Source organism: Paenarthrobacter aromaticivorans, from assembly GCF_019038615.1.
GTDB lineage: Bacteria > Actinomycetota > Actinomycetes > Actinomycetales > Micrococcaceae > Arthrobacter > Arthrobacter aromaticivorans.
Genome location: NZ_JAHOPC010000023.1, coordinates 1 through 12,133 on the forward strand (window position 1 = coordinate 1; position 12,133 = coordinate 12,133).

Here is a 12,133-nt window from a genome sequence, read left to right on the forward strand (position 1 = left end):
GTGAAGTGACTCCGCTTCGAAGCACGCAACGGGACAACAAAATCCATAACGGACCTTTCCCCGCCCCGCACGTCAGGCCACGAGCGACACACAAACTGTCACACAGCAGCCTGACACACAGGGTAGCTCCAGCGGTCTGGACGCGTTCCGGCGAACTCGCCGCTCGGCCCGTTAACGCACAAGGAGGGCCGGGAATCCCGGCCCTCCTTGTATACAGCGTGAAAATCTTACGCGTGAGCCTTGATGGCTGCAGCGAGGACCTCGAGGCCGTCGATGAGCAGCTCATCGCTGATCACGAGCGGCGGGAGCAGGCGGATCACGTTGCCGTAAGTGCCGCAGGTCAGGATGATGACACCCTGTTGGAGGCAGGCAGCCGCAACGGCCTTGGTGAGCTCGGCGTTCGGTTCCTTCGAGCCCGGCTGGACGAGCTCGATGGCCAGCATTGCGCCACGGCCACGGACGTCGCCAACTACGGAAACTTCAGCCGCCAGTTCGCGGAGCTTGCCGAGGGCGAGCTCTTCGATGTGGCGGGCGCGGCCGTTGAGGTCGTGCTGTTCCATGGTGTCGATGGCAGCGAGGGCGGCTGCACAAGCAACCGGGTTGCCACCGTAGGTGCCGCCGAGGCCGCCCGGGTGAACGGCGTCGAGCAGGTCGGCGCGGCCGGTGATCGCGGACAGCGGGAGGCCGCCGGCGATGCCCTTGGCCATGGTGATGATGTCCGGGACAACACCTTCGTGGTCAACGGCGAACCATTCACCCGTGCGGCAGAAGCCGGACTGAACCTCGTCGGCGATGAAGACGATGCCCTTTTCCTTGGCCCATGCGGACAGTGCCGGGAGGAAACCTTCGGCCGGGACGATGAAGCCGCCTTCGCCCTGGATGGGCTCGATGATGATCGCGGCAACCTGGTCGCCACCGATCTGCTTCTCGATCATGGTGATCGCGCGCTTGGCAGCCTCGGCACCGGTGATCTCCGGGTTCTCTTCACGGAACGGGTAGCTCATGGGCATGCGGTAGACCTCGGGCGCAAACGGGCCGAAGTTGGTCTTGTACGGCATGGCCTTGGCAGTCAGCGCCATGGTCAGGTTGGTGCGGCCGTGGTAGGCGTGGTCGAAGGCAACCACTGCGTCGCGGCCGGTAGCCAGGCGTGCAACCTTGACGGCGTTCTCCACGGCTTCAGCGCCGGAGTTGAACAGCACGGTGCGCTTGGCGTGGTCGCCCGGGGTGAGGCGGTTGAGCTGCTCGGCCACAGCTACGTAACCCTCGTACGGGGTCACCATGAAGCAGGTGTGCGTGAAGTGCGCAGCAGCTTCCTGGACAGCGGCGACGACGGCGGGATCGGACGCGCCGACGCTGGTCACGGCGATGCCCGAGCCGAGGTCGATGAAGGAGTTGCCGTCGACGTCGCGGATGATGCCGCCGTCGGCGTCTTCAACATAAACGGGGACGCCGGAGGCGACACCGGCAGCAACGACGGCGGCGCGACGCTCGGCCAGTGCCTGCGACTTGGGGCCGGGGAAGGCGCCGTTGATGTTGCGCTTCTGCTCGATGCGGTACGAGAGTTCATTCGCGGTAGTGGTCATGGGGAATTGGCCTTTCTGGGAAGCTGTGGTGGGGGTACGGGTTACGCGAATGCGTTATGCATCTAATGCACTCATCACGTGCTTGATGCGCGTGTAGTCCTCAACGCCGTACATGGAGAGGTCCTTGCCGTAGCCGGACTGCTTGAAGCCGCCGTGGGGCATCTCTGCCGTCAGGAGGATGTGGGTGTTGATCCAGACGGCACCGAAGTCCAGGTCACGGCTCATGCGCATGGCCGTGCCGTGGTCGGTGGTCCAGACGCTGGACGCCAGGGCGTATTCGACGTCGTTGGCCAGCTCGAGCGCTTCGGCTTCCGTGCTGAACTTCTGGACGGTGATGACCGGACCGAAGGTTTCCTTCTGCACGATGTCATCGGTCTGCTTGGCGCCGGTGATGATGGTGGGCTCGAAGAAGAAGCCCTTCTCGCCTGCGCGGTGGCCACCGGTTTCGATCTTGCAGTTGGCCGGCAGGTGCTCCACCACCGAAGTGACGGCGTTGAAGTGGTTCACGTTGTTCAGCGGGCCGAAGTAGTTCTCTTCGTCGTTCTGCGAACCAGTGTGCAGGGTCTTGGTGTGCTCCACCATTGCTGCCACAACATCATCGTGGACAGAGTCTTCCACCAGCACACGGGTGATGGCAGTGCAGTCCTGGCCCGCGTTGAAGAAGGCGAACTCGGCGATGGCCGCCGCGCTCTTCTTGATGTCGGCATCCTTGAAGACAATGGCCGGAGCCTTGCCGCCAAGTTCCAGGTGTGCACGCTTGAGGCCCTTGGCTGCGCCGCTGGCCACCGCGATGCCGGCGCGAACGGAACCGGTGATGGACACGAGGCCGGGCACCTTGTGGTCGACCATCATCGCGCCGGTTTCGCCGGTGCCGAGGACAACGTTGAGCACGCCGGCGGGGAAGATTTCACCGGCGAGGCGTGCCAGCACCAGAGTGGATTCCGGGGTGGTGTCCGAGGGCTTGAGGACAACGGTGTTGCCGGCTGCGAGGGCGGGGCCGATCTTCCAGATGGCCATCAGGAACGGGTAGTTCCAAGGGGCAACCTGGGCAACGACGCCGATGGGTTCGCGACGAACGAAGGAGGTGTGGCCCTCAAAGTATTCCCCGGCGGACTTGCCTTCCATGATGCGTGCCGCACCGGCGAAGAAGCGGAGCTGGTCTGCGCCGGCGGCAACTTCCTCGGAAGCGATCAGGGAACGGACCTGACCGGTGTTGCGGTGCTGGGCGTCAACGAGTTCTTCGCTGTTGGCCTCCACGGCGTCGGCGAGCTTGAGCAGCATGAGCTGGCGCTGGCCCGGCGTAACGTGCTTCCACGTCTTGAAGGCCTCGCTGGCTGCAGTCATGGCGGCGTCAACATCGGCCTGCACCGAAATCGGCGACTTGGCAACGATCTCCCCGTTGGTGGGGTTCACGATGTCCAGGAGACCCGTACCTGCCGGCGTAACGAATTCGCCGTTGATGAAGTTCTGCAAGGTTTGAACCACGGTGTGCAACCCTCTTTCGGTGTCTGGGGCATGGGTTTTAGCTGATCAGAGCCTATGCCAGCGGAGTGGTCCAAGGAATAGTCAGCTGCACACACCGGCATACCCTCCTTAGTGCGCTTGACCAGCGCCGGGTTACGCTTGTAACCATGGCAATGTCCCTCTCTTCGCTCGTCGCTGTCCCGTCATTGAAGCTCCGTAAAACAGGCAGCGCAGAAGCAACCTGGACCCAGGACATCAGTTGGGTGGCCGTAACCGAGCTGGAGGATCCACAGCGCTTCCTTAGCGGCGGGGAATTGGTCCTCACCACGGGCCTGCGCCTGAAGAGTGCCGCCGACCAGCGCCGATTCGTCCGGCAGGTCCAGCGGGCAGGTGCGGTGGGCATCGGCTTCGGCATCGGCCTCACCCACGAGTCCGTTCCGGAGGCGCTCATCGCCGAAGCCAACCGTTGGGGTTTGCCCCTGGTTGAAGTGCCTTACGAGATTCCTTTTATCGCGATCGGAAAGCTCGTCGCCGAGTCACATTCAGCTGACCACTACTCAAACCTGGAACGGCTTCTGGCCGGACACCAGATCCTGGCCCGGTCACTCCTCACTGGCGGCGGCTTGGGCGAGCTCCTGAAACAGTTGGGCAGCATGCTGCGCACTGATGTTGTGCTCACGCAGTTCAGCGCGCAGCTCTACAACAGCGTTCCCGGAAAACCGGCCCCGACGGCGGATGGCTGGGCTTCGTACCCGATCCCCACCGGCCGCAGGGATGCCTGCACACTGTGGTTGCGCCAGCCGTTCGTGGACTCGGGGATCGTCAGCTACGCGCAGAACCTCATCAGCGTGGAGCTGAACAACATGGTCAAGCAGCGGCAGGCCCAGCGCGCCATGGCTGGACAGGTTCTGGACGACGTCATCCACGGGACCCTGGAAACCATAGAAGCTGCCCGCCGTTTGGCAGGCGTTGGAATCAACAGCACCCGGAAGAACGTGGTGCTCGTGGCGGAGTCCACGGCACACCATAAACAACTGGTGAACATCTCGCTGCCCCAAGCGCTGGAAGCCGGCGTCAGCGCCGTCGTCGGGAAGGATCTGGTCACCGTCATCACCGACGACGGAAGCTCCGCGACGGCCTTGGCCAAGAGCCTGAGCGACCACCTGCAGGAGGCCGGGATCCACGCCGTGATCGGAATCGGCGGCGCCTACACCAAGCCGAACGGCCTGCGCTGGAGCTACTTTGAAGCGCGCGACGCCGTGGCGCACGGCTTACCGGTCAACGAGCCCGAACGGCTGAGCCTCACATCCCTCCTGCTGGCGAGCGAGGATGTCCCCTTGGCCGACATGGCCAGCGAGTCGCTCACACCATTGAGGAAGTTCGATGCCGCCCACGGTGCTGAACTGGTAGCCACGCTGGAAAGCTACTTGAACCACAACGGGTCCGTCGCCGCCGTCGCCGAAGCCCTGACCCTGCACCGCAATACCGTGCGGTACCGGCTGGCCCAGATCACCGAGCTGACTGGCTATGACCCGTCCCAAACGCAGGATCGCGTGCAGCTTTGGCTCGCCTTGGCGGTGCAGCGCCTGGGTTCGCGAAACCCGCGGTAAGTACGCTGCTGTGAAGCCCGTGGAGAGGTTCACCACAAAAGTGTAGACATTAGACGTCAAACGTCTAACCTTTAGATATGGCTGCGACGACCCCTCTTACCCCCACCACAGGAAACATCCCTACGATCTCTCCTGCCCCTGCGGCGAGCGCCCTTCCCGCTGCGCAGGCACCTAAGACGCGCGTCGTCGCCGTCGTCGGAATCATCGCCGTGGTACTGATTGGGCTGAACCTGCGCGCCGGCATCACCAGCGCCGCGGCCCTGTTCCATGAGCTGCAGCAGGTGCTGGGCTACGGCGCGCTGGTGGCATCGATCCTGCCCTCGATTCCGCTGCTGTGCTTCGCGGTTGCGGGGATGGGGACCTCGTGGCTAACCCGCCGGGTGGGCGTGGAGAAGGCCATTGCGATTGCCTTGGCCTTGCTGGCCGGGGGTCTACTGGTTCGTGGCATACCGGCCACCGGAGCGCTCCTTGGCGGAACAGTCCTGGCGATGTCCGGACTTGCCGTGTGCAACGTGGCCATGCCGTCGTTCATCCGGGAGCACTACGCCGACCGGACCTCCATGATGACCGGCCTCTACACATTCACGATGTCCGGTGGCGCCACCTTCGCAGCGGCCGTCAGCGTTCCCTTGGCGCAGCAGCTTGGTTCGCCGTCGATGGGTCTTGCCGCTTGGGGAATCCTGGGCGTCGCAGCACTGCTGGGCTTCCTGCCAGTGGTCCTGCACTCGCACCGGAACTCCACCAGGACGGATCGTCCGCGCGTATCCATGTGGCCCCTCCTCCGCACTCGCCTGGGCATCCTGATCACGGCCATCTTCACCTTCCAGGCCTTCCTCGCCTACGCCGTGATGAGCTGGTTCGCCTACATCCTCACGTCTCAGGGCCTTAGCGCCTCCGAAAGCGGTCTGCAGTTTGGCGTCATGCAGCTGGTCTCCGTGGCCGCAGGCATGATCCTGCTCGCCTTCGGCTCCAGGCCCGGAATGCTGCGGCCTGCACTCTACCTCGCAAGCAGCTCCACGCTGGTTGCTATTGCCGCCATGGTCTGGCTGCCGACGTCGCTGGCAGTTGTGCCTGCTGTGCTGTTCGGCTTCGGGTTGGGCATCTTCCCGTTGGTCCTGGTAATCATTAGCCGCAGCGGACGGTCGACGGCGGAAACCACCGCGCTCTCCACGATCGCCCAATCGCTGGGATACTTGATTGCGGCAATTGGCCCCTTTGGCATGGGGCTGCTCCACAGCGCAACGGGCGGCTGGGCGCTGCCAATGAGCCTGCTCTCCATCGTGGCTGTGGCGCTCATGGTTACCTGCCACATGCTCACGAGCAAGCGCACTGCTACCAAGACCGGACCGAGGACAGCATGACCCTGACCCCTTCGCATCGCCCGGCCCTCGCCGAGGAGATCACCGCAAAGCTGCGGGACATGATCAAATCAGGCGAATGGCCGCTCCAGGAGCGCATCCCGGCAGAGCCTGAACTCATGGCAACCCTGGGCGTTTCCCGGGGAACCCTCCGCGAGGCCATCAAGGCATTGGCGCACTCGGGCATGCTCGAAGTCCGCCGCGGTGACGGCACATACGTGCGGGCCAACAGTGAAATGTCCGGCGCGGCCCAACGTATGTACTTGGAGCACACTCAGGAACACATCGTGGAAGTGCGGCTCGGCCTGGACACCCAGGCGGCCCGCCTCGCCACCAAGCACGCCACAGCCGAAGACTTGGCCGAGATGCGCCGCCTCCTGGCTCTGCGCCATGACGCTTGGCTGTCGGAGGACTACCCCACGTGGGCCCGCGCAGATTGGGAATTCCATGAACGTGTTGCCTTGGCATCAGGGAATCCGCTGCTGCATCAGCTCTATGTCTCCTTTGGCGGGGTCTTCCACAACGATCTCCTGCGGCAGCAACGCAAGGAAGGCTTCAACGGCATCCCCCGGGAAGGCCATGACGACCTCGTGGACGCGTTGGAAGCACACGATCCCGACGCCGCTGTCCAGACCGTCTACGAGAACCTGGATTTCTGCGCAGACAAGACCCCTCGTTAGTCCGTTGCCAGCCCGCTAATCCGTTGTTGCCCAACCACGAGATAGCGGGCCTGCAACGGATCACCGGGCCCGCTATGACACAGTCTCGATTCCCACCCCGGCAGCGTCCCTGAACTTCGCGTTGATCAGCACCACCTCGCGCCCGGCCCGGTCCAGGAGACTCGCCGCGACACTCGCCCGGTATCCCGTGGCACAGTGCACCCAGATCCTGGCGTCAGGCAGCTCAGTGATCCTGCCAAGCAACTCATAGACCGGAACGTTGAGCGCTCCCTTGACGTGCGACGCCTTGTATTCCTCGGGGCGGCGAACATCCAGCACCACGTCCTCAGGCTCCCGGTCTTTGAAGAGTGCAGCCCAGTCCCCGTGCTCGTAGCTCGCCCGGGGATGGTCAGGTGCCAGCGCACCAAGGTTCAGAACCGTGGCATCAGGCCCGACGGCGGCATCCGGACCATCGATGCCAATCCTCGCCAAGTCGCGGATCGCCTTCTCCACCTCATCCAACGGGCCCAGCAAGGTAAGGGGTTGGTTCCACGGGATCACCCAGCCGAGGTAGCTGGTGAAGTTATCGCCCCGCCCGTACTCGAAGCTCACGCTGCCTTGGAGATGGCTGTCCGCGAAAGCCACTCTGTGCCGCAGATCCACCACCCACTCCCCCGCTCCCAAGCGACGGCTCAGCTCTGCGGCGTCCACGGAATCAGGCACCTGCAAGTTCGCTACACCGGGGCCAGCGGCGTTGAGGGGGCTCATGTGCGCGTAATAGGCCGGATAGGCTGTGATGTTCTCCAACAGCTCGGCCACAAAATGGTCCTCGTTGGGATCAGTCAGGGCATGGTTGGCGGCGGCTTGCTGGCCAATGGTTGAGGCGTTCACCTTGCTGGAGGGCCCCACGGAGCAAAAGGAACCGAATCCGTGTGTTGGATAAAGCGCTGCGTCCGGCGATGCCGAGGAAACAAGGCGCCGGACGGAAGAGTACTGATCGTGGGCCAACTTTGCAGTGTCATCAGGAGACACCAGGTCCGTCCTCCCGACTGAACCGTAGAGCAAGCTGCCGCCGGAAAACACAGCCTCAGTGCCGCCGTCGTGCGCGTCCTCCCGCACCACGTACGAGAGGTGAGTGTGCGTGTGGCCAGGCGTGGCAACCACGTTCACGGTGAGCCGGCCGACGTGAAGCACCTGTCCGTCAGAGACGGGCACGCGGTTGAATTCAACATGGTCATCGGCATTGACCAGGTATGCAGCACCGTGCGCCTCTGCGAGCAGCAGACCGCCGGTGACGTAGTCGTTGTGAAGATGGGTTTCAGCCACGTGGGTGATCCGGACGTCGGCTTCCCTCGCTGCCGCCTCTATCCGATCGGTGTCCCGCTGGGGGTCGATCACCAAGGCAACGCTGCCGTCATGCACCAGGTAGCTCCGGTCCCCCAACTGGGGCGTTTCAATGACGACGACGTCCATACCTCAGGTTAAAGCAACGCGGGGTCACTTACAGCCCATCCGAAGACCCGGAATGGGCTGTAAGTGACCCCGCGTTGGTTCAGACCTGGGCGGAGACCCCGTCGCGGGAGATGTTGACCATGTCCTCGCGCGGCACAACCTTGATGCGCTCACGCGTGACCTCAACACCGTGGGAGCCGCCGGCCTCGGTGGCTGCTGCACCGAGCGCGAGCTCGTGGGCGTCCAGAGCCAGCCAGCCTTCCCAGCTGGTGAACTGCACGCCGCGGGAGTCGAGCAGATCCACGACGGCGTCTGCCGCAGGAATCTCGGCGAACGGCAGGTTTTCGCGGTCCTCCAAGAGGTACGTAACGGTCTCGAGGGCGTCGCCCTTGGTGTGGCCGATGAGGCCCACGGGACCACGCTTGATCCAACCCGTAGCGTAAAGGCCCGGCACGTGCTGGCCGTCGGCGTCCAGGACGCGGCCGCCGTCGTTGGTCACGACGCCCTTCTTGTGGTCGAACTCGACATCCGGCAGGGCCGAACCGAAGTAGCCGATAGCGCGGTAAACGGCCTGGACCGGGTAGTCGACGAACTCGCCGGTGCCGCGGGCATTGCCCGTGCCATCCAGCTCGGTGCGCTCGAACTTGATGCCGGCAACCTTGCCCGGAGTTTCCGGGGAGTCAACGATCTCAACCGGGCTGTGCAAGAAGTGCAGGTGCAGGCGACGGGAGGCCTTGAGCTCGGAGAGGTCCTCGGGCTGCTCGGCGATCCAGTTGGTGAGCGTGCCAACCATGGTCTTGGTCTGGTTGTTCGTCTGGACCTGGCGGTCGGACTCTTCGTCGAATTCGAAGTCCTCGGCGTAGAGGATGATGTCTACGTTCTTGGAGTGCGAGAGTTCGCGGAGTTCGAGCGGGGTGAACTTCACCTGCGCCGGGCCACGGCGGCCAAAGACGTGAACGTCGGTGACCGGGGAGTTCTTCAGGCCGGCGTAAACGTTGTCCGGGATTTCGGTGACCAGGAGGTCATCAGCGTGCTTGGAGAGGACGCGGGCGACGTCAAGGGCAACGTTGCCGTTGCCGAGGACGGCGATTTCCTTGGCGTCCAGCGGCCATTCGCGTGAAACGTCCGGGTGTCCGTCGTACCAGGAGACGAAGTCGGCGCCGCCGAAGGAACCCTCAAGCTCGATGCCCGGGATGTTCAGGTCCGCATCCTTGATAGCGCCGGTTGCGAAGATGACGGCGTCGTAGTGCTTGCGCAGGTCCTCGATGGAGATGTCCGTGCCGTAGTCAACGTTGCCGAAGAAGCGGATGTCGCCGCGGTCCAGGACCTTGTGCAGGGCGTTGACGATGCCCTTGATGCGTGGGTGGTCCGGGGCGACGCCGTAGCGGATGAGGCCGTACGGTGCCGGGTAGCGGTCAAAGAGGTCGATGCTGACGTTGAGTTCGCCGCTCTTGACGGCTTCGCTCTTGGTCAGGATGTCTGCTGCGTACACGCCGGCAGGGCCGGAGCCGATGACGGCGACGCGAAGCGGACGGTCCGCAGAACCTACGGGGGTGCTAATTGACACGGCTGTGTTCCTTCTTCTTCTCAGTCCTCCCAACTAAGTAGCAGCTGTGCGCGTTTTGAGGGCTCAAAACGCGCTTAAGTGCGACCTAGTTGGGTAAGGGGGCTTAGTTGGTGCGGACGCGGGGACGGTTGGGGGAAATCGTGCTGTAATCAGCGGTCTTGAAATGCTGTGGGGCGAAGGGGCTGACACGGACAACATCGCCGATCACTATGACCGCGGGATTGGCCACGCCGACGGCCTCAGCCTGGTCCGCGATGGTTCCCAACGTGCCGATGGTGACGCGCTGGTCCGGCAAATACCCGTTCTCAACGATACCCACTGGAGTGTCCAAAGGCAGACCCGAGCCAGCAAGGGCAGCCGCGGAATCGCGCAATTGCGCCACTCCCATGAGCAACACCACAGTGTGATCCGGCCGGGCCGGCACTTCGGAAAGCTCTTCGTGACCGGTCACGACGCTGAAACCCTTGGCCAGTCCGCGATGCGTAACGGGAATACCTGCAGCGGCAGGAACCGAAATGGCTGACGTCACACCGGACACCACTTCAACCTCGACGCCGTTCTGTCGGCAGAACTCTGCTTCCTCGCCACCGCGGCCAAGGACATAGGGGTCGCCGCCTTTGAGGCGGACCACGCGGTTGCCCTTGAGGGCTTCGTCAACGAGGATCCGGTTGATCTCAAGCTGCGGTACGGGATGGTGGCCCGGCGTCTTGCCGACCTCGATCACGCGGACGTCCGGAGCCAGTTCCTTGAGCAGCCCACGCGGGCCAAGACGGTCAGCAACCACGACGTCGGCCTGGCCCAGCAAGCGTCGACCCCGGACTGTGATGAGTCCCGAGTCGCCAGGGCCGCCGCCTACGAGCGCAACAGAACCGGCAGGCGCTTTGCCAGCAGCGTCCGGCTTGCGGTGACGACGCAGCGGCAGGTCTCCGGTTTCCAAGGCAGTGGCAACAGCATCGCGGAGCGCCATGGCGCGGCGTGGGTCTCCCCCTGCATTGATGGCAATCTTGACGTCATCCACCACGGCCACTGCGGGCGTCCAGGCAGCTGATGATTCGTGGTCCGAGGCGTTGACGCACCAGATGCGCTGCGCTTCGGCGTCGGCTGCTACCTGGGTGTCCACAGCGGCAGTGCCCGTGGCGGTCTGAACGAACCAGACGCCGTCGAGGTCTGACGTGCGGTACTCGCGCGGCTCCCAGGTGAGGAGTCCGGCATCGGCGAGTCCGCGGAGGTTTTCGGAGGCAACGGGAGCGACCACGGTAACTTTCGCACCGGCGTCGAGCAGTCCCTTGGCACGGCGCTCCGCGACCGGTCCGCCGCCCACAACCAGCACCGGGCGGCCAAGCAGCCGCAGCGCCGTGGGGTAAATGTCCTGTATTGCCATGAAAAAACTGTAGGGCGGCGCCGTAACATGCTTCAAAGGCTCGGAAACACCCGGTAACGCTGGGTAATCCAGCGTCACATACGCTTCATCCCTTGTTTCCTTGGGCAAACGTCAGGAAACGCGTGCCGTTAAAAACCCATGCCTCTAGAAAACAGACCAGCCCGTGCGCGTCGTGAATTCGTCCAAGGCAGCCACACCTGCCACCGAATTGCCGGACCGCCCAAGTCCCGGGCTCCAGACACTGATGGCGCATTTGTTGGGAACCACTGCGACGATCCCGCCCCCAACACCGCTCTTTCCAGGCAAGCCCACGCGATATGCGAATTCACCGGCGGCGTCGTAAGTCCCGCATGTGAGCATGACGGCATTGATCCGCTTGGTCTGGGCTGGGGACAGCAACCGCGTGCCGTCCGCTCCTACGCCGTTCGCGGCCAGGAACCGGGTTGCAAGCGCCAGGTCTTCACACGTCATGGCCAGGGCGCACTGCTCCACATAGGACTCGAGGACGGCTTCCACGGGGTTCTCCAGGTTGCCGCAGCTGGCCAGGAAGTGGGCAAGGGAGGCATTGCGGTGGCTGTTGCGGAGTTCTGACGCCGCCACGTAGTGGTCCGCGGCCACAGTGGAGTTGCCGGTTTCGCGGCGCATCAGGTCGCGGACAGCCAGGGCTGCGCTTCCCGTGACGCTGAGGAGCCGGTCGCTGACGACGATCGCGCCGGCGTTGATGAAGGGGTTCCGTGGAATCCCGTCCTCGCTCTCCAACTGGATCAACGAGTTGAATGGGTTGCCCGAAGGTTCACGGAAGACGCGCTTCCAGATGCCATCGCCGTCGAAGGCCAACACCAACGCGAGCGCGAACACCTTGGAAATGCTTTGGATGGAGAAGGGCACATGCGCGTCCCCTGAGGAGTAGACGTCACCGTCCCGGGTTGCGATGGAGATGCCGAACTGGTGGGGGTCTACGGCTCCCAGCTGCGGAATGTAGTCGGCAACGTTGCCTTGTCCGACGTGCGGCTGTACTGCCCCGACGATGTCGTCGAGGAGATTCTGGATGTCCAAGGT

General features: G+C 63.7%; 9 protein-coding genes. 3 read left to right on the forward strand and 6 right to left on the reverse strand.

What is annotated here, in order from left to right; all coding sequences use genetic code 11:
* Positions 1–227 precede the first annotated feature (227 nt).
* Both gabT and KSW38_RS22405 read right to left on the reverse strand, forming a co-directional pair.
* Positions 228–1,583 carry a 4-aminobutyrate--2-oxoglutarate transaminase gene (gabT, locus tag KSW38_RS22400; protein WP_216927348.1) on the reverse strand — a complete coding sequence of 452 codons (1,356 nt, stop codon included), beginning with the start codon at positions 1,581–1,583 and terminating at the stop codon, positions 228–230.
* Between the two features lie 54 nt (positions 1,584–1,637).
* Positions 1,638–3,068 carry a gamma-aminobutyraldehyde dehydrogenase gene (locus tag KSW38_RS22405; RefSeq protein ID WP_216927350.1) on the reverse strand — a complete coding sequence of 477 codons (1,431 nt, stop codon included), beginning with the start codon at positions 3,066–3,068 and terminating at the stop codon, positions 1,638–1,640.
* Between the two features lie 146 nt (positions 3,069–3,214).
* Between KSW38_RS22405 and KSW38_RS22410 the strand changes: the two genes are divergently transcribed.
* The 3 genes from KSW38_RS22410 (at position 3,215) to KSW38_RS22420 (ending at position 6,695) form a co-directional block, all read left to right on the forward strand.
* Positions 3,215–4,657 carry a PucR family transcriptional regulator gene (locus KSW38_RS22410; protein WP_216927352.1) on the forward strand — a complete coding sequence of 481 codons (1,443 nt, stop codon included), beginning with the start codon at positions 3,215–3,217 and terminating at the stop codon, positions 4,655–4,657.
* Positions 4,658–4,734: 77 nt separating this feature from the next.
* Entirely contained in the window at positions 4,735–6,018 is a 1,284-nt protein-coding gene (locus KSW38_RS22415) for an MFS transporter (RefSeq protein WP_216927353.1), read from the forward strand.
* Positions 6,015–6,695, forward strand: coding sequence for a FadR/GntR family transcriptional regulator (locus tag KSW38_RS22420; protein ID WP_216927355.1), 681 nt, complete (start codon positions 6,015–6,017; stop codon positions 6,693–6,695). The genes KSW38_RS22415 and KSW38_RS22420 overlap by 4 nt, the downstream gene beginning before the upstream one ends.
* Positions 6,696–6,767: 72 nt before the next feature.
* On the opposite strand, the gene KSW38_RS22425 is transcribed toward KSW38_RS22420, so the two are convergent.
* From KSW38_RS22425 to KSW38_RS22440, 4 genes are all read right to left on the reverse strand, one after another.
* Positions 6,768–8,147, reverse strand: a complete 1,380-nt coding sequence (locus tag KSW38_RS22425) for an MBL fold metallo-hydrolase (protein WP_216927356.1) — start codon at positions 8,145–8,147, stop codon at positions 6,768–6,770.
* A gap of 79 nt (positions 8,148–8,226) precedes the next feature.
* A complete protein-coding gene (locus KSW38_RS22430; protein ID WP_216927361.1) occupies positions 8,227–9,693 on the reverse strand; it encodes an FAD-dependent oxidoreductase in 1,467 nt (488 codons plus the stop codon).
* Between the two features lie 103 nt (positions 9,694–9,796).
* Positions 9,797–11,074 (reverse strand): uroporphyrinogen-III C-methyltransferase, encoded by a 1,278-nt coding sequence (gene cobA, locus KSW38_RS22435; protein ID WP_216927363.1) that lies wholly within the window; start codon positions 11,072–11,074, stop codon positions 9,797–9,799.
* 144 nt (positions 11,075–11,218) lie between these two features.
* Positions 11,219–12,130: a glutaminase gene (locus tag KSW38_RS22440; RefSeq protein WP_216927365.1), complete on the reverse strand. Its 912-nt coding sequence runs from the start codon at positions 12,128–12,130 to the stop codon at positions 11,219–11,221.
* Between the last annotated feature and the right edge of the window lie 3 nt (positions 12,131–12,133).